At 49.1% G+C, this 25,000-nt stretch carries 20 protein-coding genes and 1 tRNA gene; 11 read left to right on the top strand and 10 right to left on the bottom strand.

Going from position 1 to position 25,000, the window contains the following annotated elements; genetic code table 11:
- Positions 1-8: 8 nt before the first annotated feature.
- The 3 genes from J2Y43_RS30505 to J2Y43_RS30495 are packed head-to-tail and all read left to right on the top strand — an operon-like array spanning position 9 to position 2,898.
- Positions 9-644 (top strand): HAD family phosphatase, encoded by a 636-nt coding sequence (locus J2Y43_RS30505; protein WP_309991683.1) that lies wholly within the window; start codon positions 9-11, stop codon positions 642-644.
- Positions 634-1,833: a site-2 protease family protein gene (locus J2Y43_RS30500; RefSeq protein WP_309991679.1), complete on the top strand. Its 1,200-nt coding sequence runs from the start codon at positions 634-636 to the stop codon at positions 1,831-1,833. Before J2Y43_RS30505 ends, J2Y43_RS30500 begins: the two co-directional genes overlap by 11 nt.
- Positions 1,834-1,884: 51 nt before the next feature.
- The gene (locus J2Y43_RS30495) at positions 1,885-2,898 is read left to right on the top strand and encodes a phosphotriesterase (protein ID WP_309991678.1); all 1,014 of its coding nucleotides are present in this window, start codon (positions 1,885-1,887) and stop codon (positions 2,896-2,898) included.
- 5 nt (positions 2,899-2,903) lie between these two features.
- On the opposite strand, the gene J2Y43_RS30490 is transcribed toward J2Y43_RS30495, so the two are convergent.
- The 8 genes from J2Y43_RS30490 to J2Y43_RS30455 all read right to left on the bottom strand — a co-directional run bounded on the left by J2Y43_RS30490 (position 2,904) and on the right by J2Y43_RS30455 (position 13,441).
- Complete coding sequence (locus J2Y43_RS30490) at positions 2,904-4,190, bottom strand: ATP-binding protein (protein WP_309991675.1); 1,287 nt, start codon at positions 4,188-4,190, stop codon at positions 2,904-2,906.
- A complete protein-coding gene (locus tag J2Y43_RS30485; RefSeq protein WP_309991672.1) occupies positions 4,187-5,560 on the bottom strand; it encodes a sigma-54 dependent transcriptional regulator in 1,374 nt (457 codons plus the stop codon). The genes J2Y43_RS30490 and J2Y43_RS30485 overlap by 4 nt, the downstream gene beginning before the upstream one ends.
- Before the next feature lie 188 nt (positions 5,561-5,748).
- Positions 5,749-6,915, bottom strand: a complete 1,167-nt coding sequence (locus J2Y43_RS30480; protein WP_309991669.1) for an FtsX-like permease family protein — start codon at positions 6,913-6,915, stop codon at positions 5,749-5,751.
- 104 nt (positions 6,916-7,019) lie between these two features.
- Positions 7,020-8,264 (bottom strand): ABC transporter permease, encoded by a 1,245-nt coding sequence (locus tag J2Y43_RS30475; RefSeq protein ID WP_309991667.1) that lies wholly within the window; start codon positions 8,262-8,264, stop codon positions 7,020-7,022.
- 166 nt (positions 8,265-8,430) lie between these two features.
- Positions 8,431-9,093: an ABC transporter ATP-binding protein gene (locus J2Y43_RS30470; protein WP_309991664.1), complete on the bottom strand. Its 663-nt coding sequence runs from the start codon at positions 9,091-9,093 to the stop codon at positions 8,431-8,433.
- Positions 9,094-9,276: 183 nt separating this feature from the next.
- Positions 9,277-10,719 (bottom strand): TolC family protein, encoded by a 1,443-nt coding sequence (locus J2Y43_RS30465; RefSeq protein WP_309991661.1) that lies wholly within the window; start codon positions 10,717-10,719, stop codon positions 9,277-9,279.
- Between the two features lie 2 nt (positions 10,720-10,721).
- On the bottom strand, positions 10,722-11,966 hold the full coding sequence (locus tag J2Y43_RS30460; protein ID WP_309991657.1) for an efflux RND transporter periplasmic adaptor subunit: 1,245 nt from the start codon (positions 11,964-11,966) through the stop codon (positions 10,722-10,724).
- Between the two features lie 188 nt (positions 11,967-12,154).
- Positions 12,155-13,441 (bottom strand): asparagine synthetase B, encoded by a 1,287-nt coding sequence (locus J2Y43_RS30455; RefSeq protein ID WP_309991654.1) that lies wholly within the window; start codon positions 13,439-13,441, stop codon positions 12,155-12,157.
- 180 nt (positions 13,442-13,621) lie between these two features.
- On the opposite strand from J2Y43_RS30455, the gene J2Y43_RS30450 reads away from it, so the two are divergent.
- From J2Y43_RS30450 to J2Y43_RS30415, 8 genes are all read left to right on the top strand, one after another.
- Positions 13,622-14,866, top strand: a complete 1,245-nt coding sequence (locus J2Y43_RS30450) for an ABC transporter permease (RefSeq protein WP_309991650.1) — start codon at positions 13,622-13,624, stop codon at positions 14,864-14,866.
- Positions 14,867-14,981: 115 nt separating this feature from the next.
- A tRNA-Leu gene (locus tag J2Y43_RS30445) sits at positions 14,982-15,065 on the top strand.
- 377 nt (positions 15,066-15,442) lie between these two features.
- On the top strand, positions 15,443-16,429 hold the full coding sequence (locus tag J2Y43_RS30440; protein ID WP_310226723.1) for a helix-turn-helix domain-containing protein: 987 nt from the start codon (positions 15,443-15,445) through the stop codon (positions 16,427-16,429).
- An 89-nt stretch (positions 16,430-16,518) separates the two neighbouring features.
- Complete coding sequence (locus tag J2Y43_RS30435) at positions 16,519-17,304, top strand: luciferase family protein (RefSeq protein WP_309991642.1); 786 nt, start codon at positions 16,519-16,521, stop codon at positions 17,302-17,304.
- A 257-nt stretch (positions 17,305-17,561) separates the two neighbouring features.
- Positions 17,562-18,425 carry a fumarylacetoacetate hydrolase family protein gene (locus J2Y43_RS30430; protein WP_309992427.1) on the top strand — a complete coding sequence of 288 codons (864 nt, stop codon included), beginning with the start codon at positions 17,562-17,564 and terminating at the stop codon, positions 18,423-18,425.
- Between the two features lie 474 nt (positions 18,426-18,899).
- Entirely contained in the window at positions 18,900-19,796 is an 897-nt protein-coding gene (locus tag J2Y43_RS30425; protein ID WP_309991639.1) for an AraC family transcriptional regulator, read from the top strand.
- A 91-nt stretch (positions 19,797-19,887) separates the two neighbouring features.
- Complete coding sequence (locus tag J2Y43_RS30420; protein WP_309991636.1) at positions 19,888-20,706, top strand: enoyl-CoA hydratase/isomerase family protein; 819 nt, start codon at positions 19,888-19,890, stop codon at positions 20,704-20,706.
- 35 nt (positions 20,707-20,741) lie between these two features.
- Positions 20,742-21,677: an NADP-dependent oxidoreductase gene (locus J2Y43_RS30415; RefSeq protein WP_309991633.1), complete on the top strand. Its 936-nt coding sequence runs from the start codon at positions 20,742-20,744 to the stop codon at positions 21,675-21,677.
- Between the two features lie 287 nt (positions 21,678-21,964).
- Here J2Y43_RS30415 and J2Y43_RS30410 read toward each other — a convergent pair whose 3' ends face one another.
- Positions 21,965-22,657 (bottom strand): hypothetical protein, encoded by a 693-nt coding sequence (locus J2Y43_RS30410; RefSeq protein WP_309991630.1) that lies wholly within the window; start codon positions 22,655-22,657, stop codon positions 21,965-21,967.
- Between the two features lie 268 nt (positions 22,658-22,925).
- The gene (locus J2Y43_RS30405; RefSeq protein ID WP_309991627.1) at positions 22,926-24,920 is read right to left on the bottom strand and encodes an SdrD B-like domain-containing protein; all 1,995 of its coding nucleotides are present in this window, start codon (positions 24,918-24,920) and stop codon (positions 22,926-22,928) included.
- Positions 24,921-25,000 lie beyond the last annotated feature (80 nt).

Genomic DNA, 25,000 nt, shown 5'->3' with positions numbered 1-25,000 from the left:
GCATATCCATGAAAAACGACCAAATCAGGAACATCATTTTCGACCTCGGTGACGTCATTCTCAACATCGACGTTCCCATTGCTTCCAAGTCATTCGCCGATCTGAGCGGGCGGGAACAGCACGAGATCCTCACGATCTTCAAAGAGAGCGAGATTTTCCGCCAGTTTGAAACCGGCCTGATGGACGAACCCACGTTTCGGAACTATGTGCGCGAAATCCTGAATTTTCCTGACTTGTCGGACGAAGCCATCGATACCGCCTGGAACAGCCTGCTGCTCGACCTCCCGCCTGAGCGCGTGGAACTGCTCAAAAAGCTGGCGAAAAAATACCGGCTGTTCCTGCTCAGCAACACCAGTTCGATCCATATTACACAGGTCAACAAGATCCTGGAAGCATCGACAGGCATTGAAAAGCTGGAAGATTTGTTCGAAATCGTTTTTCTTTCCTACGAAATGGGCCTGATGAAACCCGATCCTCGTATTTACCAGGAAGTGCTGGCCAAAGCCGGTCTGAAAGCGGAAGAAACGCTTTTCCTCGACGACAATGCGGACAATATCCGCAGCGCATCGCAGCTCGGTATCGAAACCATCCATGTCCAAAAGCCGGTTACTATTCTGGAATACCTCAAAGACTATGCAGTCTAACACACGAACCCACATCATCCAGGCAGCCCTTTTTATCATCACCATCATCACCACGACGATGGCCGGTGCCGAATGGATGTTCGGGAACATATTCGAGTTCGTTTACGACATGCTGTTTTTCCTGATTGGCCAACCGGACGGTAAGGAAGTGCCCATTCCCACCAAACCGATGGGTTGGGCTGAATTCATCCAGGGTTTTCATTTCTCGATACCATTCCTGCTGATCCTTACGATCCATGAATTTGGCCATTACTTCGTTGCGAAAGCACATAAAGTGAAGGTTACGCTACCTTATTACATTCCATTGTGGTTTGGTATCTCGCAGAGTATCGGCACGCTGGGCGCATTCATCCGGATCAAGGAAGTGGTTAAATCCCGCGTCAAGTTCTTTGATATCGGCATCGCCGGACCGCTGGCAGGCTTTCTGGCAGCATTGGTAGTGCTCTGGTATGGTTTCACCCATTTGCCTCCGCCGGACTACATTTTCAAGATCCACCCCGAATACGAGCGTTTCGGACTGAATTACCCTCAATTTGCTTACGAAAATCCGGCCGGCAACCTGATGCTCGGGGACAATATCCTGTTCTGGTTTTTCAAAAACTACGTGGCCGACCCGGCACGCTTGCCGCACGCGTACGAGATCATCCACTACCCCTATCTTTTTGCGGGGTACCTGGCATTGTTTTTCACTTCGCTGAACCTCATACCCATCGGCCAGCTCGATGGAGGCCATATTCTCTATGGTATGATCGGCAAGAAGCGTTTCAATGTCGTAGCACCGGTTCTGTTTGGCATTTTTGCGTTTTATGCGGGCCTGGGCGTGTTCCGCACCGAGTCTTTCGCGACCGGTAGCGACGCCGTATTTTACGAGCGGCTTTTCTATCTCGCCATTTACGTTTATTTCCTTTACATCTGTTTCAAACGCGCATTCGATAACCCGTCGACAGCACTGATGATCAGCTTGCTGATCGTCGTCGGCCAGTTTGCCCTGAGCTACGTCCGCCCGGATTGGGAAGGCTCCGTCAATTTGCTGCCGTTCGTGTTTATCCTGGGCCGTTTTCTTGGCATCCGCCATCCCGACACTGAGGACAACACGCCGCTCGACACTCCGCGGTTTATTCTGGGCATCGTCGCCTTTGTGATTTTCGTGATTTCTTTCAGTCCTACGCCGTTTATTATTATTGAGTAAGTAGGAGATCGACGCGTTGGTTATCTTTTATTTCCTTTCTCAAAAGGTAATATGGCTAATCACATTTCCCGCAGGCAATTCCTGACCACGCTAGCCGCGACACCCATCATGGCAAGCGGCGACGTTGCGGAGCAGCCTTACACCTATTCTGTCAAAGGGAAAATCGCCGCCTCAGCGCTCGGCCAATCGCTGATCCATGAACACGTGCTGGTCGATTTTATCGGCGCGGAAAAGATTTCGCCGGATCGCTGGAAGCATGATGAGGTAATCCGCAAAGTCCTGCCCTATTTACTCGAAATCAAACAACGCGGCATTCAAACGCTGGTGGAATGCACCCCTGCATTCATTGGCAGGGATGTGGTTTTGTTGAAAAAACTCTCTGAACAATCGGGCCTGAATATCCTGACCAATACCGGGTACTATGGTGCTTCGGATAATAAGTATTTACCCAAATGGGCGTTTACTGAAACCGCGGAGCAATTGGCAAGCCGCTGGATTGCCGAGTTCGAGGATAGCATCGAAGGCTCCGGCATTCATCCCGGATTCATCAAAACCGGTGTCAATAGCGGTGCATTGTCAGAACTTCATCAAAAGCTGATCAGGGCCGCGGCACTCACGCATTTGAAAACAGGGCTCACCATATGTTCCCACACGGGGCCTGCATTGCCGGCACGCGAGGCAATTGAAATACTGAAAAAATCGGGTGTGCATCCGTCCGCATTCGTGTGGGTACATGCGAGCGGGAGCGCGGAGGAGCTTGAAAATGTAGGTCAAAGCGGCTGCTGGATCAGCCTCGACGGTGTGAATGCGGAGAATATCAGCAAACACGTGAACCTGCTTACTTTTTTGAAAAGCAAAGGACGCCTCGCCCAGGTGCTCATTTCGCAAGATGCGGGCTGGTACCGTCCCGGAGAACCGGATGGAGGCGAGTTTCGGGGCTTTACGACGATATCCGACAAGCTGGTCCCCGCATTGAAGGCTAATGGATTTACAGAAGCCGATATTCACACATTAATGGTCGCTAACCCGGCCAAGGCCTTCGCAATCAACGTGCGCAAAGCCTGACACTCCTATTTGTTGATGCGGAACTCCGTCCAGCCATCGGGCCCGGTTTCCAATGCAAAATCGAAGCCGTGGTTGCCCAGTATTTCGCGGGTTAATGTGAGGCCGATGCCCTGCCCATCCCGTTTGGTACTGAAAAACGGGTTGAACAGTTGGGTGCCCACATCCGGGTCAATCGGTTTTCCATTGTTGCGGACGGCCAGGCGTTCGTTCGTCGCGCTGACCCTCACTTCCTGCCCGCTCTCGCAGGCTTCTACGGCATTCTTTATCACATTGATCAATACCTGCTCCATCTGCCCCTTATCGACCTGCCAGAATACGTTTTCCTGCGATTCATTTATCACTTTTATGTTCCGGATAGAAGCCGCATTCTGCATGAATACAGCCACGTCGCGCGTCAGCGCACCCATATCCGTGCGTTCGTGTACAGGCGCGGGCAGGCGCACCACGTCCGCAAAGTTACGCATGAAGCGCGTGAGCTGCTGATTCCGCTCCGACGCCACCTGCAATGCGTCCTTGATATCGCCATAATCCGAGTCCGGCAACAAATGCGTCGTTGTCTGCAAAATCGAATCAGTGGCGCCAAGGGTGTTATTCACTTCATGGGCCATCATCCTGATCACCTTCCCATAAGCATTCTTCTCCGATTCCAGGATTTCGTTAGTCAGCTCCTCAATCATCAGAAACGACCGCCGGAAGCCGCGGTCCATAAAATGTGAGCGCTGCGCCTTAAACGTAGCAATGCCATTGGTTTTGATCAACCTGGATTCCCCGTCCAGCAGGCCGGCGAGTTCAGCGAGTAATGGCAGGTCGGTTTCCTCGGGCTTCTTCCCCATTAATGAACCATTATCTTGCCCGAACTGGCTTTTTGCTTTGCTGTTGAGCGACTCGATGCGGTCGTCGTAATCGAGAATAATGATGGAAATCGGCGATGCTTCGATGAGTTTTTCCAGAAAAAAATGCTGTTCGTTCAGCTTGATCCGCTCCTCGCGCAGCTGGTCGATCATCATATTATAAACCTCGATCAGTACATCGACCTCTCCTTTGCCTGTCGGGACAAATTTGATCGAAAAATCCTTGTCCTTAATAGCTTCGATTCCGGACTTCACAAATTGGATAGGTTGCATAAAATTGTTGTAGAGAATGATAGACATGCCTGCCGACAGCAGCAAAAACACTTCCGAGGCAATAAAAAGGGCCTTATTCTCAAATAGCAGTTTGTAAACCAGCAGGACCAGCACCAGGTGCAGTGCCGCGATGTAGGCAATGTATTTCGTTTTCGTGGACAACCTCATACTTCTTCCGAATCAAACGAGATACCGAATTTCTCCAACCGCCGGTACAATGCAAAGCGGGTAATCCCCAGCGAACGGGCCACTTTACTTACCTTGTTCTGATGATGCTGCATGGCCCGTACGATCATCTGGTATTCCATTTCCTCCAATGTAATACTGCCAACTTCGGGCACATGCTTGTGTGCGGACGCCGCATTACCGGCATGCAGGTTACGCTGGAAATCGTCGATATCGAGCATATTGCCACCGGCAAGGAGTACTGTCCGCTCCACCAGGTTTTTGAGCTGGCGGATATTCCCTTGCAGCGGTAATGTTTTAAGCCATTTCAAAGCCGCATTGCTGATTTTCAGTTCCGGCCGGTTGTAAATGGTTTTCAGGTTATCGGCGAAAAACGCGGAGAGCAGCGGAATATCGTCGGGCCGTTCCCGCAATGCGGGCAATTTTACGGTGATCAGGTTAATGCGGTAATAGAGATCCTCCCGGAATGTGCCCTGCGCCACCATTTCTTCCAAATTACGATTGGTAGCACATATTACCCGCACGTCCACTGTCCGGCTCTTACTGCTTCCCAGCGGCTCGAATGTACGCTCCTGTAACACGCGGAGCAGCTTTACCTGGCTCGACAAGTCCAGTTCGCCGATCTCATCCAGGAAAATCGTGCCCCGGTGCGCCATTTCGAAACGGCCCATCCTGTCCGTTTTAGCATCGGTAAATGCGCCCCGCACATGCCCGAACAGCTCGCTTTCGAACAAGGTGGAAGAAATACCGCCCAGGTTCACCTTCACGAACGGCCGCATTTTGCGGCGGCTGTTGAGGTGGATGGCCTCGGCAACGAGTTCCTTACCTGTCCCGCTCTCGCCCGTAATGAGCACGGGCGCGTCCGTGGGTGCAACCCGGCCAATGGTTTCGAGGATGGCGAGCAGCTTCGGATCTTCCCCTACAATGTTTTCAAAATGGTATTGCTGGTCTAACTTCCGCCGGCTTCCCGCCTGCTGCGCCGGTTTGGCCAGGTTCAGGATCGTTCGGATGGATTGGACCAGGTAATCGTTCTGCCAGGGCTTGGTCACGAAATCGGCGGCACCTTCCTTCATTCCCCGCACCGCGAGATCGATCGTTCCCCAGCCGGTAATCAGTATCACCGGAATAGCGGCATTGTGTTTTTTTATCCGTTGCAGCAAATGCATTCCTTCCCGTCCCGATGTTTCGATCGAGAAATTGAGGTCGAGCAATATCAGCTTCGGCGTCACTGCTTTCAGTATTTCAAATGTTTCCTCCGGCGACCCAGCCCCACGAACTTCAAAGCCCTCCTTTTTCAAAAGAAGCAACAGGGAGGTACGGATGGCCTGGTCGTCGTCTACGATAAGGAGCATGGTAGTGTTTTATGAACGATGTATTTTGACCATGGACCGCTGACCGCCGAATAAGGAATTGCTGTCAGATATTGTCATGTGTTGTCAGCGAGTAGTCAGCGGATCACAAATAACAATACCTGACTATAAATGACAACACATGACTTTCACAAACCACTATTCGGCGGTCCGCGGTCGGCAGTCGGCGGTCATTCCTCATGCAAAGCGACAGCCGGGTGTATCGTGGCGGCTTGCTTGCTGGGGAACCAGGCACATAGTGTTACAATGATATAAATTACGGCGACGGCGGCCAACATCGCGATGATGTAAATTTCCTTATCCAGGTCAAAAACATTCATCAATGGGAACTGGACGGCAAAAATAAGGCCGATAACGAGGCTGAATGTCGCCAGCACCCATATCTCGCCGAGAAACTGGCCCGTTACCCCGGCCTCCGTTGCACCCATGGCACGACGCAGACCTATTTCGCCCTTGCGTTTGGCAATATTCAGATTTAATACACCAAAAAGGCCTAATGCGACATTCGTAAGCAAGAATCCACTCACAATCAGGAAAATAAGCACAGGCACAAGGGTCAGATTTTCACGATTCTTGCGCGAATCTTTGAGATACCCCACTTCCACGCCCCAGCCGGGCAGCATCATCGCAACGTCCTTCACCAGCCGTGCCTCGAAGTTCGCGTCCGTACCCGGTTTGGTTTTAATGAGAATATTCGAATTCCAACGGTCGTTTTTCTCCAAAATCTGAAAAAGTGCGGGATTATCCGACATAAACAGCCCCTTCGCCTTGAACTTGTCTACAATACCAACCACCTTATACATGGTCTTGTCGTCGCGCTTAATGACCTTGTTCAGGCCCGACTCGTTCTGGAACAGCTTGTCTTCCATTACCTGGTTGATCACGATCGGAATGAACTTACCGGCCAGGTCGCTTTCAGCATACCATCGTCCTTTTTTAAGAGGTAAATCAAGTACTTTGGCTAGTTCGGTGTCGGTGTAATAAAAATCTCCGCCTACGCTGACCTTGTTATAAGTTACCGAATTACCGATCTGATTGGCCGAAAAGGGCGTATTGCTGCTCATGCGGCTGGCAGCGGTGACCTCTGAATACGACTTTACCCGCTGCATCGTCCGCTGCAATTTCGCGGCGACATCGGTGGTATCCTGGTTGGAAGACAATTCCAGGTTCCATACCTGTTCGTATTGGAAGCCAATGGGCTGTAAATAATTGCGCAGGTTGAAAACAATGAGCGTGAGTACGCCGAAAAGCACCATAAAAGCGGCCCATACCTCGATAATGAGCAGGGAATGCGTGCCTTTTTTATTCCATATTAATTTAAAAAGATGTCGTAGCATGGTAGTCAATTTTTAATGATTGAATGATTGACCGGGTCGCCGGAGCGATGACTGAATGTTGAGTGGCCGCATTGGAGCCGCTGTAATTCAAAGCCCTGGTTAAGTCAAGCTTTCAGCGCTTCCGCTATTTTCAATTTCGACATTCTGAAAGCTGGTAAAACGCCCGACAATAGTCCGAAAACAAGGCATACCAACACACTGACCAGGAATACGGGCAGGTTGATCGTCAGATCGGCGTAGGCAATCCACCCGCTGGAATTGATGAAATGGATGATCACGAGCGTCAGGATGAGCGCAAATGCACCGCCGATGAAGGTAATGAATACGTTTTCGATGATAAACTGCCACAAAAGCGCTTTCGAAGGGGCTCCGAACGCCTTCCTGACGCCGATTTCCGAAGCGCGTTCGAGAATGCGGCTGATGTTGACATTCACCAGGTTCACCGCCGGCAGTCCCATGATCATCAGCAGCACCAGCCCCACGATCGCATACAATGCAATGCGGTCCTTTTCGCTTCTGGTGAACATATTGAGAAAATGGTCAAAATAGGTATCGGCCTTCACGATTAGAACATTGAACCGATTATTGTCCGAATATTCCGAGCGGGGGATACGGGACACGTAGCTATCGAACTCCGCCTGCACAGCCGGAAGGTCACCCTTGTTTTTGGTCAATACAATGGCTGCAAACCGCCCGCGGATGCCCTTGTTCTCATAGTTGCTTTTGGGCGCGGTATAGGGAAAATAAACATCCGAATAAGTGTAAACCCTCGTTGGCGGGCTTCCTTTCACTACCCCTATCACCCGAAAATTGATATTTTCGATATCGATCGTTTTTCCCACCACCGTTTCTGCATCGCTGCCAAAATACTGGTCGCGCAGCGCGTCCGTAATCACCGCCACATGGTCGGCATTGCGGATGTTCGTTTCGTCGTAAGGCTTGCCTTCGAGGAATTCAAAGTCGGTCACCGACCAGAAATCGACGTCGGTGTATTTGGTGTTCAGCTTGATCCGCTTCCCATTGGTATAAGCATTCGAAAAGCTGAAATTGCTCATGATTGCGACGCGCTCAGCCGATTTAATCGACTTGGCATACTTGGTCAGAAACTCGAAAGATGCAGGCCCCGACGACATGGTGGTGTTCGCAGAATCGGTTTGAACGATGCTGGCAATGTAGAGCGACCGGCTTCTTTTGTTTTCCGGATAATGCGCCCCGAAAAGATGGTCGAGGAAAGAGGTCACGACCATCAGCACCGTCAACGTAAGGGTGATGCCGAACAGCGTGATGAAAGTATAGAAGGGATGCCGCAGCAGTACCTTCCAGGCGATTTTTATGTAGTTTGAGAGCATGGCGTTAATGTTTATATAGTAGCAATTGGATGGGTTGACCGCCGACCATTGACGGCCGACCGCTGACCGCCGATTACCTGTTTTCTTGCTATAAGTGGCCTCCTGTGGTCGCATATTTGCGATCGGCCGTCGGCCGTCAATGGTCGGCGGTCGGGGCCTGCGGCCCCTAACTCACCTGCGTGCCGTCAAACAGCCTGATGAGCCTGTCGGTCTTTTTCGCCATCGCTTCGTCGTGGGTGACCATTACGATGGTGGCGCCGTCACTATTCAGCTTTTGAAGAATACCCAGAATTTCGTTGCCCATGGCGCTGTCGAGGTTGCCCGTGGGCTCATCGGCAAGTATGATTTCGGGGTTCCCCACGATCGCCCGCGCGATGGCGACGCGCTGCTTCTGTCCACCCGAAAGTTGTTTGGGAAAATGCTTCATGCGGTTGCTCAACCCCACTTTTTCCAATGCTGCCTGTGCAAGCTCGCGGCGCTGCCTGGCCGACGTATTCCTGTAAAGCAGCGGAATTTCGACGTTATCTATCACCGATAGATCATTGATCAGGTGAAAGCTCTGAAAAATAAAGCCCAGCTTGCGGTTGCGCAATTCGGCCAGGTGTTTGTCGGTATAACGCTCCACCGGCGAGCCGTCGATCTCGATTTGTCCTTTCGAAGGCGCATCGAGCAGCCCGATGATATTCAGCAAGGTACTCTTCCCGCAACCCGAAGGTCCCATGATAGACACGAACTCCCCTTTCTTCACATCGATGTTGATGTTGTTCAGAGCTAATGTCTCAATGGAACTCGTGCGGTAAACTTTTTCTACGTTTTGGAGTCTGATCATGGCGTTGGTACTTTAATGTTGGATGTTTTATTTTATGACCGCCGACCATCGACCGCCGACCGCCGAATGGTAGTCTGTTGCGATGCAGGTCAAGCCAGCTGTTTTGCTTTTTATCTTTTAATTATAAAATCAAATTCAATGATACTCGCATGCGATCGGCAGTCGGTGGTCTGTGGTCGGCGGTCAATACGCAATTTTCCTGTTCAGCTCAAAGTCATAAAGCGTCAGCAGCCGCAGGCTGTAATACGCCTGCCAGTAATCCCGCAATGCCAGGATGTAGTCACGGCGGGCGATGTCCTTTTCCTGCGTGGCAATGCCGAGGTCGGTTACGCTGAGATCGCTGAGGATGAAACGCTCCTTGGCGATCTGGTAGCGGTCGGCGGCGATGCCGTCGGCGACCTGCGTGAGTTTTACCTGCTTTTGCAGCATTTGTAAAAGGGTTACCTGGGTAAATATTTCCTGTTCAAAGGTAAGCTTATCCTGCTCCACCGATTGCTGCGCAAATTCCTGAGCAGCGCGGGCTACCTCGGTTCTTGCCTTGTTGCGCCCCCAGGTGAGGATCGGCAGCGTGAGTTGAAGCTCCACAAACTCGCGGTCCTGCGGGCTCACGTACACATCGCGCGGGAGGCTACCCTGGTTCGACAACCCGAAAGTGGCATTCAGCGTCGCATTCAGTCCGTTGTCTTTCCTTGCCTGCTGCACATCGCGCTCGGCTTCGAGCAGCCTTCGCCGGAATGCCACCGAGGCAGAGCGGTTTGCAAATGCCTCGTCGAGGGCAACCCGGGGATCAATCGCAAATTCACTGGCTTCTGCCGGGATGCCCAGTTCCAGTTCCCGCTCATCGCGCGAGCCCATGTACATTTTCAATTTAAGCGAGGCCACGGCCGCCGATTGCTGAGCCGAAGCGAGGTCCTTCTGGGCGGTAAGCAGCCCCATTTGCAGTTGCAAGAGGTCATTCTGGGAGATTTTGCCCAGCTCCAACTTGTGTTTTGCGATTTTAAACAACGTATCATTGTTGCTCCGGTTCTTCTCGGCAATCTGCAAATTCACCTGCGAGACCAGCAAGTCGAAATAAAAACCGGTTGCATCCAGCGCCACCTGTTCCAGCGATTGGATGTATTGCTGGTTGCCCTCCTGGTATTTCAAAGGCGATATCCTGCGATCCCATTTGAGGGGATTGAATCGAAACAATGGCTGCTTGATGCCTATTTCAAACGGAATGCCGTTGTAACGTGTCACATCACGCTGGAAATCGTCGAAACGCTGCATTTGCTGCTGCACATAAACCGTACCGCCGGTAAGCGCGATACTCTGGCTGAGCGACAGGTTGAGCGTCGAATTGTTGTTCGAAACCTGCTGGAAAGAGACTGTACCATCAGGCTGCACTACCTGAATATAGGACCGCGTAAAACCCGGAACTGTGCCCAGTAAGCTCAGCTGCGGCTTGTAATCGGCCTGAAACGAACGAAACTGCCAGTAATTGGTCTTTTTTTGCGTCACTGCCTGCTTAGAGGCAATGGATTGCTCCTTCGACTGTTGCACCACTTCTTCGAGCGTCAACTTGCGGATTTGCCCCGAAACGGTGCCGGAAAGCACTACGAAAATCCAGAGGAAAAGTTTTCTCATAATCACTGAATGGTTAGCTCTTCCAGGTGTTCGTAATCATTCATATTGGTCAGGATTACCTTATCCCCCGCTTTCAGGCCACTTCTGATTTCGACATAGTCAAAATTGGAAAGGCCTGTTTCGATTTCCCGCCGGTGTGCCTTGCCGTTTTCGAGAACGTACACATATTGTTTCCGCTTACCTGTAAACGCGGGGCCATTCGCCACGCGCAGTGTCTGGGCACTTTTGCTTGTAACCACATACACCTCCACCTTCATATTGGGCCGGAGCGATTCATTCCGGGCATTGTCGAGCTGGATCGTGAAGCCAATCACGCCATCCTTCACAGCCGGCTTCACCTGCGTGATTACCCCGCGCAGCTGCACATCATTGATTTTGATAATGGCCCCGAGCCCTGCTTTCACCTGATCCGCATATACATCCGAGCAGCTCCCTTCAACCCGAAAACTACCCAGATCGGCCACTTTGGCCAGCATTTCCCCTTCATTTACCGACGATCCGATATTCTCGTTCACCCAGGTAAGCACGCCCGGGCGATCGGCGATGATGTCGGCCATTTTGAGCTTATGCTGTAATTCCTGCAAGTTTTTGCCTTCTATCTGCGCACCCAGCTCAGTCTCGCGCAAGCTGGCTCCCATCGATTCGCGGTTATACCGAAGGTCGTTTTCCAGCTGCTTCTTTTCGAGTTCCGCGATTTTCAGTGCATTCTCGGCGCGAGTAATGTCCTCGACAGTCCCTCCACCCACTTTTTGCAGCCTTTTGGCGTCTTCAAAGTCCGCTTTCAGTTTGTTGATATTCAGAGATTTGATCTTGTCATTAATCTCTGCATCATACAAATTCTTGTTAAGCTTCATCCGCAGCTGGTCGATGCCGTTGTTTTTCAGTTCGAGCTGGTCTTTGTACCGTTCAAATTCGATCTCCGTCAACGATTTGTCGAGTTCAACAATCGGCTGCCCGGGCTTCACACGCGTTCCGGGCGTGAGCAGTATGCGCTTAATGCTCGCACGGATCGGGCTCGTGAAGATCTGCTCGTAGGCCGGGATGATTTCTCCCGAAGCAGTCAGCGTGTTTTCGACGTCGCCGGTTTCGACGGTACCGGTCCTCATGCGGTCACTTTCGAGCGTGCTGGAAAGCGATTTCTTAAAAAAGTAAAACAGAACTGCCAGCCCGATGACGACGGCACCGATGATCACCCATCGGCGGTTCCTGGTTTGCTTGACATATTCCGGTGCAATTTCCCGATCCATGTAGGTCTGGTTGGAGGTTTTCAATGGAAAAATTCATGGCTAATACCCTTTCATTTATCCGAAATCCGTGCCAATACATAACAAATTACAAATCAGACAATTACATCAAATCATAAAACAAAAAAACCGTGCGATAACGCACGGTCAGTGTGATTTCAAACTTATTTCTTCCGCTGTTAACTTTTCGGTCAGGTCTTCAATTTTTTCTTTTTCGCAGCCGGAAAAAGAATGTTGTTCAAGATCAACCGGTAGCCGGCCGAGTTCGGATGCAGGTTCAAATCGGTCGGCTCTTCCCCCACACGGTGCTGGTAGTCCTCCGGATCGTGGCCGCCGTAGAATGTAAAAAAGCCCTTGCCATGCGTACTATGAATGTAGCGCGCCTCCTTGGCATTTTTGTTCTCCGCCAGGATGATTACCTCCGGTTTGATCAACCGGTTTTTGAATGCAGTGGTTTGTCCCAGAAAACCTTTGATGATGGTCTGGTGATTTTGAGTGAGCATGCTCGGTACCGGGTCCCATTTGGCCGAGAACTGGAAAAGCGAGAAAAAGTCGTTCGATTCGATCATACCCCGTTCGTCGGGCTGGTTATCAATGTCCGAGAACTCAATTTCATACGGATAAGGAATCGTTTTGAAGTCCTGGAATGCAAATGAATTGTTGTAGTTCAGCTTTCCATTCGCTGTCGGATCTGCGGGTGTGCCGTCGTACATGGCATCCACGATATCCACGCCGTCGGCGGCCAGTGCGATATCAAAAGTATCCGTCGCATTGCACATGGCGAACATATAACCTCCCCCGGTCACAAACTCGGCGATCTTTTTGGCGACGGCCAGCTTCATCTGCGGCACATTGTTGAACTGGAACTTGGTAGCAGTCTCTTCTGCTTCCTTTTTCTGCTCACGGTACCAGGGATAATCTTTGTATTGGAAAAACTTGCCAAACTGCCCCGTGAAATCTTCATGGTGCAAATGCAGCCAGTCGTATTCGGGTAATTTATTGTTCAACACCTCATCATCATACACCACATCGTAGGGAATCTCAGCATAGGTAAGCACCAGCGTCACCGCGTCGTCCCAGGGTAGCTTGGATTTGGGAGAATACACCGCAATGCGGGGTGCTTTTTGCAGTTTCACCGCGTCCATATTCACATCCGGCGAACTGATCTGGTTTAATATCTGCCCGGCTTGTCCTTCGGAAATCACCTCGAAGCTTACGCCGCGCACGGTCATTTCAGATGCAAACTGCTGATTGTAAGCTACCATAAAACTGCCGCCCCGGTAATTGAGGAGCCAGTCCATTTCCATTTCATAGTTTTTCAGTATCCAGAAAGATATGCCGTAAGCCTTCAAATGGTTCTTTTGCGACTCATCCATCGGGATCAGCAGGCGGTTTGCCATAGCATTCAGCGAGCTGATCAAAAAAATGACGAGCGGGATATACAGGCGTATCACTGGTTTGATTCTTTCGACTTTCATGCGCAGTTTTACATTCAGGTAAAGATTAAATATAATAAAGAATCCGGCACGTTCCGAAATCTGCCACAAAACTCGTACCGGTTTCCGGCGTCCGGCCGCATTTCAAACCCTGTGCGGATTCCATACAGACACTATTACTAACGACCAAAACCTGTTTCTGGTGCACCACCTTTACATGCCATGATTATACGCGAAAACATCGAAGAAGGCCTGCGTTCGATCCAAAGTAACCTCCTCCGGACTGTACTCACAGCCATGATCATCGCCATCGGCATTACCTCCCTCGTAGGAATACTTACGGCCATCGACGGCATTCAAGGGTCCGTTAACAGCAGTTTCGCCGACCTAGGTGCCAACACGTTCACCGTCCGCAACCGCGTGGACGACGATTTCCGTAGCGGAGGCCGCCGCAGCAAGCAATATCCCGCAGTCACCTACCGCCAGGCCAAAACCTTCGCCGACAAATTCAAAGCAACGTATCAGGCCACGGCATCGCTTTCGGCGGACATTGCCGGTGCTGTGCAAGTCAACTACCGGAGCAACAAAACCAACCCGAACAGCAACGTGGTCGGCTCCGACGACCAGTACCTGGGCATTAACGGCTACAAGATCAGCCTCGGCCGTAATCTGGACAAGAATGACCTCGAAAAATCCCTGAATGTTGCAGTACTGGGCCAGGAAATTGCGCGCAAACTTTTCGAACGCAACGACCCGCTCAACAAGGAGATTACCTTCATGGGCAGCCGGTATAAAGTAATAGGTGTATTGGACAAAAAAGGCTCGCTGGGAGGCAACAACAACTCTGACCGGCTCATCCTCATCCCGCTGGAAAACGGCCGCGGCCTCGCCGCCAACCGCACGCTCACCTACAACATCACAGCCTCTGCCCCCAATGTTTCCGACGGCGATATGATCGTAGAAGAGGCCCGCGGCATGATGCGCCGTATCCGCAACGACGAACTCGGCAAAGAGGATTCGTTTACCATCGACCGTGCTGACGCGATGGTGAAGGATTTCGCGAACATCACCGGTTATCTGCGCATCGGCGGATTCGTGATCGGCACTGTAACGCTGCTCGGTGCCTCCATTGCATTGATGAACATCATGCTCGTATCTGTTACCGAACGGACGCGTGAAATCGGCATTCGCAAATCCCTTGGCGCTACGCCGCGCGTAATCCGCATGCAGTTCCTCATCGAAGCCATTGTGGTTTGTATTCTCGGCGGTATCGGCGGTTTGATCCTCGGCATCATCGTTGGAAACTCCATTACGGGCGTTATCAGTGAAAACGCCACCTTCGTAGTCCCGTGGCTCTGGATGGCTGTCGGTATTGCCATATGCGTGATGGTAGGTGTGCTTTCGGGTATTTACCCGGCCATCAAAGCATCTCGCCTGGACCCGATCGAGGCATTGCGCTATGAATAAGCGGGTTAGCAGCGAGCCCTGAATTTTGTCACAAAAATCTTGCAAAAATTTGCATCAAGGACTTGCTTAATCTCTTTTTCTGCCTACTTTTGCACTCCCAACCCAGCAGATCAATGCCCAGATGGCGGAATTGGTAGACGCGTTGGTCTCAAACACCAATGAGGTAACACTCGTGCCGGTTCGACTCCGGCTCTGGGTACGGTAGCCCCTCGGCGCAAGCTGAGGGGCTTTTTTGTGTTTTCGAGCACAAAAAATTACAATTAAAACTTCGCAAGATATTGTTTTGTCGCCATTTTGATTCGACTTCGGTTGTGGGAACTAAGCAAGACTTTTCACGCAAAACTCCGAAATCGAGATAGCGCACAAACACATATTCATTTGAATAACAATCAGATATACTTACGAACTGAGTTGCATTTCCGGTTCGACATGAATGCCTGTCTCAGTAAATCAGCGGACGGAAAGTTTTTGAACCATTGAAATGTGAGATGGCTAACTGAGATTAAGGCCTCATGCGCTCATAGGCTATTCCCAAAGCTTACTCTGAGTTGAGAAATGGGACGTTTAGTAAGGTGCATGATTAATTCTTACCTTAACAAGTTCGACAGACTAACCAGAAACCAACGCAAAGAGCTTTATACGCCAGTGGTACCTATCCCTGCTATCTATTCCATCACAGATTTTTTTAACGCCTACGGATTAGGACGACCCCTGCATCCGCAGATCATGTGTATGCGCCTGGAAGAGCAGCCCGATACCAAGCTGAAAGTGATGCCTTTATACCGATCCAATTTTTATCGGATTATTCTGTTTACCAACTCTCAGCTAGCCTTCACTGCCGGGAATACCAGGCAATCAATTGGGCAGAACTGTTTAAGTTTTAGCTATCCCGGGAAATTAGAATCCTGGGAGCGGGAAGGTCGATTATATGGAACCGTTATTTATTTTACTCAGGAATTTGCAGATGTCGATTCGACTCATTCTGGGTTTGACAGCCAATATCCCTTTTTCACCCTAGCAGGCGATACCCTCCTGTCATTAGATCAAACAGAGGCTGACCAGCTCCGGCAGCTGGCCGAGGAAATGATCCGGGAAATGTACTCCGAACTGCCCGACAAATTGAGCATGGTTAGAAAGCTGCTGGCAGTTTACCTTCATAAAATTCGCCGCCTATACACCCAAAAAATGGGGCAACTGCCCGCTGAGCAGAAAGCCAATCAAGCTCTGTTAAATCGATTTAGGAATGTTCTGGATGAGTATGTAACTCAGTTGGTCAGCGGCCAGCAGTCAGTAATGCCTTCGGTCTCCTTGCTGGCAGACTTGCTAGGGATCAGTGCCAATTATCTGAACGAAGTAATTAAACGGGTCAGCGGTTTACCGGCATCCGCTCATGTACAACGTAAAATGATGCTGGAAATCAAAGCTCTTTTATTGCACTCCGATGACCAGGTCGCCCAGATTGCATACCGATTCGGTTTTGACAACGTATCCTATTTCAATCGATTTTTCAAAAAGCAAACAGGGCAGACACCCCTCGAGTTTCGCGCGCGGCACCAGGTCTAAAGCCGTAAAAAGGACAAGCATAACCGTAAATCGTGTTAGCTCTATGCAAACTTCTAAAAGGAAATTTGTGGTCAGAAAACAATCGAACCATGATCCGCAAACTTGCCGCAATCTTTTTCCTGCTATTTGTCAACGGTGTAGTGGCCCAAAGCAAGCCTGACGGCCAATCCACCCCAACTGACTTGGACACGATTAAAGCCCAATTAACTCCTGAAGAGTTTAAAGAATACCAGAGCTGGGTGGCTCTTGGCGTAGGTGGACTACCTCACACGGTAGAAGGCTTTCGTACACTGCAAAGCCTGAATAAGAAGCTTAGAAACCCATTAGATATTTCCCAGCTCGTGGGCAAAATGGGTGCAACCGGCGATGTAAAAACGCTGAGGGACTTGCCTAAGCGTACAGGAGCCAGACCAACGATTGCGCCGTTTGCCATTCCTCACCGGCAAACCGACCAGCATAATAACACGGCCATCCGTGACAAACAAAAAGCCCTCTTTGATGAAGTCGTGGCACAAAACAAATCATTGGTACACATCCAGAAGAGTTATTTTGAGCGGCATAATGATGCGGTGTTTCTCAATGACAGCACAAAAGGCAATAAGACCGTCGTAACGGCTACGCATGCCGAAGTAGGCCATCTGCACCCAACCGACGGATCGATGCATTTTTCGTTGAGTCCCAGTGATACCAAAGAAGTGCTGGAAAAAGGTTGGGGCGAGTTGCACGGGTTAGCCGGGCAAATCTATAAGCCTGGAAGCCAATTACCGTCAACCTATATGATGGTGTATTCTCCTCGAACAGAGGGGGAGTTAGTAACCATCAAGAAAATACTGGAAGCCGCTATTTTATATTCTTCCCTGCGCACCACCAACTAAGGCGTTGACCGATTCAACCTTGTCTGATCAACAGATCCTGCAACATTTTTCGGTTGCATATGATTTAAAAGGAAGTTGGGTAGCCGGTATGTGCCGGGATAGCATAGGTACCTGGAAAATTGGGAAAGTAAAGCTGCATTGAGGGGTTTATTGTCATTAATAGATCAACCAAACCATACTGTATGAAGACACAAATCGCAATTTATTGCCTGCTATTGCTGATGAGCCAATCGATTTGGGCGCAATCTCAGACTTCGATTAAACTGTTTCGTTTTGGCCCAAGTGGGTATGAAAAGCCAGGTGTTGAATATCCCGATGGCAGACGGCTGGACGTCTCTGAATTCGGTAGTGATTACAACGAATCATTTTTTGAAACAGACGGTATTAACCGCCTGAAAAATTGGTTGGCTACTTATGCTGCTCAGTGCCTGCCAGTCGATAAGAGCGTTCGGATCGGGCCTTGTGTTGCCCGTCCGTCAAAAATAGTCGGCATTGGTTTAAATTACCGAGATCATGCCCAGGAGGCCAGTATGGCGATCCCGAAGGAACCAGTAATTTTTTTGAAAGCAACGTCTTCATTATCGGGCCCGTTTGATCCCATTCCTATGCCCCCTAGCTCGCAGAAGCTGGATTGGGAAGTCGAGATCGCAATTGTAATTGGGAAGAAAGCGGCGCTACTTTCTGAACAGGAAGCCGTAAATTACATTGCAGGCTATGCCCTGGTCAATGATGTGAGTGAGCGTAGTTATCAATTGGAAGGAACTGGTCAATGGACAAAGGGGAAAAGCTTTGATGGGTTTGGCCCTTTGGGACCTTATTTCATACCCGCGAGTCAACTCCCAGACCCTCAGCATATAGCCCTGCAACTAAGCGTTAATGAGAAGGTCATGCAATCTTCAAACACGGCCAATATGATCTTCGGCATCAATTATCTGGTGAGCTATATCAGCCAGTATATGACCTTACTTCCGGGGGATGTGATTATCACAGGTACACCCGCCGGTGTTGGGCTTGGTCATAAACCAGCCGTTTTTTTGCAAGTGGGCGACGAAGTTGTTTTGAAGGGTGAAGGATTAGGAACTCAACGACAAAAAGTAGTACCGTTCAAGAAAGATCGATAAAATCTTATTTTTCAGCTTTCAATAATACTCTCACCATAGAGCATAAAGGTGTTATACATCCTTTTTGCTCACCTACAACCTACTATTCGTCTGTGAATGGAATCAGGGACCGCGGCCGTTTTCGATACAGCCGGTCCTATTGTTGGATTCTCACAAAATACTCCTTTTGGACAAAAAGTCACTTAACTCAGCTATTTTACGCAAATCAATAAGCAGTTGGTTCGACATTTGTCCCGTTGCGGGTACGGTAGCCCCTCGGCGCAAGCTGAGGGGCTTTTTTGTGCTCGAAACACAAAAAAATTACAATTAAAACTTTGTAGGATATCATTTTGTCGCCATTTTGATTCGACTCCGGTTGTGGGGGCTGAACTGGAGCCGATAATATTTCCGTAATTTCCCGACCATTCCTTAAGATAAGATTTTGCTGTCTTACCCCTGCATGGCACATTATATCATTCTGATTACCTTCGTGGTATGAAAGTTTTTGATGACCTAACCCATTACAATAAATACTTAAACCTGTCGAACCCGATGCACCCTTTGATGGATAGCCGGATTTGCAAGCAGGCCATCCCCAATTTTCCAGCCCAAAGCACTGAGATTCAGGTCAATCTCTTTAAGGTCGCATTTAAGAAAAATTTCTCAGGAGACATCAGATATGGCAGTGGCAAATACAAGACGGAAAACGGTTTGATGCTATTCAGCGAACCCGGCCAAGTCGTTTCATGGGACACGCTCACTTTTTGGGACGGCTACGCTTTTGTCTTCCATCCTGATCTTATCAAAAAAAATCCCATCGCCGGCCAGATCAGTCGTTATAAGTATTTCAGCTATGAAATCGACGATGCCTTGTTTCTGACCGCAGAGGAGGAAGAAACCATCACCTGGCTTTTCACCAGGATACATACGGAGCTACTCGAAAAGCAAGCCGATGCCAATGTAGACGTGATTCTTTCCCTATTGAACGTGGTACTTACATATGCCGAAACCTACTATGAGCGGCAGTTTCGCGACCATCAAGCTCCTGCTCGTACGATCATCTCGAAAATAAAACAGCTTCTGCAAGAACATTACAATAACCTCTCCGAGCCAGTGCACGGGGTACCCACTGTATCCGCATTGGCTTCAAAGCTCAACCTGTCACCCAATTATCTCACCGACTTGGTGCGGCAGGAAACAGGGAAAAATACCATCACCCTGATACACGACTATGTTATCGAACAAGCAGAAATTTTGCTGACCCAAACCGATATGAATGTACAGGACGTAGCATATCAGCTTGGTTTTGACAATGCCCCCTACTTCTCGCGTCTCTTTAAAAAATCGAAAGGCAAATCCCCCCTTGAGACTCGAAATCAGGGAAAAGTGTAAGGATCTCCTTGGTTTGTGTTAGCTGGCCGAAATTGCCGGGTTATAGCTTTGAGCATTCTAACTATTGCTCAATAACTATCTAAACACAACCATGATTTTCAAGACCGACAAAATCAGCGAGAGCTATTGGAAAGTCACGTTCGACAATCCCCCGATCAACATGTTTGACACCGAGTTCTCCAAACAACTGATGGTATTAATGGATGAAATGGAGTCCAACGACAAACTGAAAGTCGTTGTCTTCGAAAGTGCCAACCCGGACTTTTTTGTGGCGCATGTAGAGCTGCTCAACGTCAATGATTTTCCGAAAGGCACAGGCAAGACAGGTCTCTCGATTGCCTGGCCTGATATGGCCAAGCGATTAGAACAGGCCAGTTTCGTTAGCATAGCATCCATTCGCGGCAGGGCAAGGGGACTAGGAAGCGAGTTCGCCCAGGCATTTGACATTCGGTTCGCAAGTGCAGAAAAGGCGTTTCTCGCTCAAGTCGAGATTGGAATAGGATCATTCCCAGGCGGTGGCGGCTTGGAGCGCCTGCATCTGCTTACCGGTAAGGCCAGAGCGCTCGAAATCATTTTGAGCGGACAGGATTATGATGCCCAGACAGCCGCCGTATACGGTTGGGTAAACCGGGCGATCCCCGATGCTGAGCTGGATTCATTTGTCGACAACTTTGCCAGAAGAATCGCATCCTTCGATCAGAAAGCAATTGCGTCGATCAAATCGATCATGAATCAGCGGGCACCCCTTCCCCGAAATGAAGATATCAACGATACCCAGGTCAAATTCTTTGCATCCCTGGAATGGCCGGAAGCGCGACAACGAATCAAGAAATTACTGGGTAAGGGTCTGCAGCAAAACGGAGAACTTGAACTCAATCTTGGTGAGCACATTTACCAAAGCGACCTCTGACACACAATTTCAATAGTCAACTGATTTTAATTGTAATGAAAACTATCATATTAAACGCACCAGGCAGCGTTGACCAGTTGGAGTACGTCGATACCGCGATTCCGGAGATTGGGACCGGCGAGGTGCTTGTGAAAGTAAAATCCATCAGTGTCAACCCTGTCGATACGAAAGTACGCGAGGGCAAGGGACTATATGCCGCCCTGAAGGATGCGTCACCAATTATCCTGGGGTGGGATATTGCGGGTGTAATACAAGCGAGCCGGAGCGAATCTTTTAAACCAGGCGATGAGGTTTTTGGAATGGTGAATTTTCCAGGCCATGGAAAAGCCTACGCGGAATACGTTGCAGCCCCGGCGAGTCAGCTTGCCATCAAACCAGTCAATGTTTCGTTTGAAGAGGCTGCCGCCTCGACCCTGGTTGCCCTGACTGCATGGCAGGCTTTGGTAACGAACGGAAAGGTAGAGGCGGGCCAGCGTGTATTGATTCATGCAGCTGCCGGTGGTGTGGGCCACATTGCAGTACAGCTTGCTAAACATCTGGGCGCAATTGTTACCGGCACATCCTCATCTAAAAATAAAGACTTCGTGCTAGGCCTGGGAGTAGATCGGCATATCGATTACCGTGGGTTTGACTGGCAGGTTCAACCGCGTGAATACGACTTCGTTCTGGATACAATCGGAGGATATAACATCGACAACTCCATAGCAGTAACCCGCGAAGGCGGAACCATTATCAGCATTCCAACCGGACTGAGCGACCAGGTAAGTGAACGAGCGAAAGAAAAGCGAGTGAACGGCTACTTTATTCTAGTCAAATCAAGCGGAGATGATATAAAGCAAATAGCTTCCCTTTTGGAAAAGGGCGTAATTAAGCCGCATGTCTCACAATCGTTCGACTTTTCTCAAATTCGCGAGGCCCATTTGCAGATTGAGTCCGGCAGAACTGTTGGTAAGGTCGTCGTCGTGTTGTAAGCTGACTCTTTCCCGAGCAATTTTACTATCCGCAGTTAACAGAGTGCCAAATGTATGGCACTCTGTCTCGGCAGACGCTCTAAAAAGCGGTTCGACATTTGTCCCATTGCAGGTACGGTAGCTCCTCGGCGCAAGCTGAGGGGCTTTTTTGTGTCTGTAAGCGCAAAAAAATCATTTTACAATATCGGATGTGGATTTGGGATTCGATACCCGCTGTGAGGACTAAGCGGGATTCGGACCGGGATCGTGTCTGGCATCTGAGCTATCCTGTAAAAGACCCGCCCTCCCTACTTGCTATTTAGTTTTGACCAAATAGCATCACAATTGCATTGATTAGACAGGGTATCAGGCACATTGACTTTGTCCAAACCTAGCCGATGATAGCGAAAGAGCAGACTATCACTTTTATCGCCATATGAGCATCTTTTGGATATTTCTCTCAATGTTATCCGATTTTTTCCCGTCGAGAACTCCATAGAATATTCCCAGGCGTAGGCTGCCCCCGCTGTATGAACAACTTTAAATCCATTTCGCGTAACATGGATTCCATCGTAGTGAGATAGCACTCCACCCGCGTCAGAAAGAACACTTTTATAGACTTCCCTGATTTTCGCACCTGCCAGAGGCGCGTTTATCACCACCACCAAAAGCCGCTTAGGATTTCGGTCAAACGAGAGATCGCAAGTAGTTGCGTCAGGGTTTAGCGATCTGGGTTCCAGTACAAGAACTTTGTCTGTCAATTTATCATCATTCAAATCCAGCGATAGACTATCAATGACTGAATAATAGTTAGAAATGAATACCCCGGAATTCAACCGGTAGCCTGCCAGAAATTGGAAACATCGGCGATCAACAGTTGAGAGTTCAGCATGCGAAAAAAAAAGTGTGTCACTAATTGCAGGCCTGCCTGTGTTACCCTCCAAGAAAACATTGGAATATATCGCCCAATAGGTTAATGACAAGAAAAGAAATTTAAGCATGCGATATTTTTCCTAATGTCCCCTTGTACGATTTCAATCACCTGACATCTTACCCAGTAATTCCTTCATATTTACGACGTTTTGGGCAAATATCCGTCTGGTGTTTCCAAACAATTCATCTACTGAGTGGTTTCGGCGGTTTACATGCTGAAAAAGAAGAAGGGACTATTGTTTAAGTCCCTTCTTCTTAAAAACATATTTTTAGCCCCCTAAAACCTAGCCGTGGGATATTACGTTGCCTATTATAGGTTGCTTTGCGATTAGTGTTTTAACGGGTTACCAATACCTGGCTCGCCTTCATTGTATGGTCATTGTAAATCAACCTAATCAGGTATTTTCCAGCTGGAAGTGATTTGATGTTGATTTCATTGTCAGTAACCTTATCAGTACTCAGTGCAAGTTTCCCGTCGCTATAATAAATAAGCACACTTTTAATCCCAGAAGCATTATTGTCAGCGATGACTAATTTGTCGGATGCCGGATTCGGGAATACATACGACACCACTTTTTTCCCCTCATTTACACGAACACTTTTGATCCTGCTGTATGCAAACGTACCATCGAGGTCGACCATTTTCAGGCGGTAATAATTGATATCTTCAAGAGGAGAAAGGTCTGTCATATGGTAGTTTGTCAACCCATTTCTATTGCCGGACGCGGATACAACTCCGATCTGATTCCATGAACGGGTATCGGCACTACGCTCCACTTCAAAGTGCTTGGAGTTGCTTTCCTGCGAGGTACTCCAAGTAAGTTGAACACTGTTGTTTTCGGGATAGGCGTCGAAATGAGTGAGCGTAACAGGAAGGGCCACTTCACTGACGATACCGAGATCAACGGTTAAATTCGCCTGTCCGGCCGCGAGGGTGTAAACCTGCGTGGTGCTTGCCCCATTCGCGAGTGGCCCGCCATCGCTGTCTTTTGCATCATCCGAACCCGATTTAGACGGAGACAACACGTATCCTGCGGGAAGTTTACTGAATTTTATCTTATACGGTCCCGGAGTAAGATTGCTAAACAGATAATTACCCGTTGCATCGGTAACCGTCACAGTGGGTTGCACGCCCGGCGCAGTGGGGTCGCTGTCAATTGAATTACCATTTCCATCCAGCAATTCAACAGTCACATTCGCAACACCAGCTTCACCACCATCCTGAATTCCATTGTTAAGGTTCGTTCCCGGACCATTATCCTCCCATACTTTGTCGCCTATACTGGCCAGTTCACATGGGTTTACCGGCTGAATACCCGGAACGGTAAATGCGTCCACAGTATTTCCTGCATTCTGATCAAGGCCATGTGCGGCAGGAGCGCCATTCGGGCCAGCGCCCATTGCCGTGTTTACATCATAAAATTGCAGCGTCGCATTGTTTATGCCTCCGTCACCATTCGTTGAGCTTACTCCGTTCTTGACAACAATTGTTCCCCCTAGCCCACTCACAAGTTTATTGATCATGAAGTCACCATTGTCATTCTCGAAATAGCCACTAATATTTGTGGGTCCACTGATATTTACGAAACCATTAATTCTGGTACAGGAGCCCTCTGCAAACACTGCCGAAAACGCTCCCTTGTCCCCGATCATAAAGCTACATGCCTGTGAGTCAGCGCCCGGTATACCCGTTGTTTCACAAGTGGTGCTTATCTTACCTGTATTAAGAAAGCCATGCGAATGCAGGTTAAAGTTCCTTTTTACGTTAATTACACCCGTCTCCGAATTAGTGGGATTTGAGGATTCGGCCAGCTCGAGGTTATTAAAATTCATTGTACCGTCATTGGTAAAGTCTGAGCCATTTCCAAAATTGAAAGCGATACCGGCTAGATGGTTTATGATACCTCCCGCCTTGTTGTTAATTTGAAGTGTACTCCCCCCGTTGGCAGCAAAGCTGATAAAAGCGTTTGCGAAAGTTAGAGTTCCCGAGTTATTAATGATTAGATTCCCATTGGAACCACCTGCATTTGTATTCACAATTGCCCCTGCTTCAATAATATATGTAACAAGGCCATTATAATTAAGATCTGAGGGCATTGTCCAGGTTACACCCGAAGCCACCTTGATGATATCGCCCGTACCCAGGTTATTAAATTGGGTATTCACCACACTGGCCGCAATACATATCACGTCCGGATCGCCTGTGCCGTTGACCGTGAAATTATCTGATGTTACGTTGATCGTACAAGTTTGAGCTGCGCTTTTGGATGGGACAAATGCTGCAACAAGTAATCCGGTCAATAGAAGAAATGTAAACGTTTTTTGATTCATAGAAATAAATGGAAACGCGATAATTGAACAATTGTAGAATAATATGACAGAGATTTAAATAGTGCGGTAAGAGCTTATTT

The organism is Dyadobacter sp. BE31 (assembly GCF_031457695.1).
In the GTDB taxonomy this organism is placed as follows: Bacteria; Bacteroidota; Bacteroidia; order Cytophagales; family Spirosomataceae; genus Dyadobacter.
This window is presented reverse-complemented; position numbering and strand designations above follow the sequence as displayed.

Coding starts and splice junctions, on each gene's coding strand:
- J2Y43_RS30420 (WP_309991636.1), top strand. CDS start 19,888: ATGATTTTCAAGACCGACAAAATCAGCGAGAGCTATTGGAAAGTCACG.
- J2Y43_RS30460 (WP_309991657.1), bottom strand. CDS start 11,966: ATGGATCGGGAAATTGCACCGGAATATGTCAAGCAAACCAGGAACCGC.
- J2Y43_RS30485 (WP_309991672.1), bottom strand. CDS start 5,560: ATGCTCCTTATCGTAGACGACGACCAGGCCATCCGTACCTCCCTGTTG.
- J2Y43_RS30465 (WP_309991661.1), bottom strand. CDS start 10,719: ATGAGAAAACTTTTCCTCTGGATTTTCGTAGTGCTTTCCGGCACCGTT.
- J2Y43_RS30425 (WP_309991639.1), top strand. CDS start 18,900: ATGAAAGTTTTTGATGACCTAACCCATTACAATAAATACTTAAACCTG.
- J2Y43_RS30500 (WP_309991679.1), top strand. CDS start 634: ATGCAGTCTAACACACGAACCCACATCATCCAGGCAGCCCTTTTTATC.
- J2Y43_RS30440 (WP_310226723.1), top strand. CDS start 15,443: ATGATTAATTCTTACCTTAACAAGTTCGACAGACTAACCAGAAACCAA.
- J2Y43_RS30405 (WP_309991627.1), bottom strand. CDS start 24,920: ATGAATCAAAAAACGTTTACATTTCTTCTATTGACCGGATTACTTGTT.
- J2Y43_RS30435 (WP_309991642.1), top strand. CDS start 16,519: ATGATCCGCAAACTTGCCGCAATCTTTTTCCTGCTATTTGTCAACGGT.
- J2Y43_RS30450 (WP_309991650.1), top strand. CDS start 13,622: ATGATTATACGCGAAAACATCGAAGAAGGCCTGCGTTCGATCCAAAGT.
- J2Y43_RS30495 (WP_309991678.1), top strand. CDS start 1,885: ATGGCTAATCACATTTCCCGCAGGCAATTCCTGACCACGCTAGCCGCG.
- J2Y43_RS30470 (WP_309991664.1), bottom strand. CDS start 9,093: ATGATCAGACTCCAAAACGTAGAAAAAGTTTACCGCACGAGTTCCATT.
- J2Y43_RS30490 (WP_309991675.1), bottom strand. CDS start 4,190: ATGAGGTTGTCCACGAAAACGAAATACATTGCCTACATCGCGGCACTG.
- J2Y43_RS30505 (WP_309991683.1), top strand. CDS start 9: ATGAAAAACGACCAAATCAGGAACATCATTTTCGACCTCGGTGACGTC.
- J2Y43_RS30410 (WP_309991630.1), bottom strand. CDS start 22,657: ATGCTTAAATTTCTTTTCTTGTCATTAACCTATTGGGCGATATATTCC.
- J2Y43_RS30475 (WP_309991667.1), bottom strand. CDS start 8,264: ATGCTCTCAAACTACATAAAAATCGCCTGGAAGGTACTGCTGCGGCAT.
- J2Y43_RS30480 (WP_309991669.1), bottom strand. CDS start 6,915: ATGCTACGACATCTTTTTAAATTAATATGGAATAAAAAAGGCACGCAT.
- J2Y43_RS30415 (WP_309991633.1), top strand. CDS start 20,742: ATGAAAACTATCATATTAAACGCACCAGGCAGCGTTGACCAGTTGGAG.
- J2Y43_RS30455 (WP_309991654.1), bottom strand. CDS start 13,441: ATGAAAGTCGAAAGAATCAAACCAGTGATACGCCTGTATATCCCGCTC.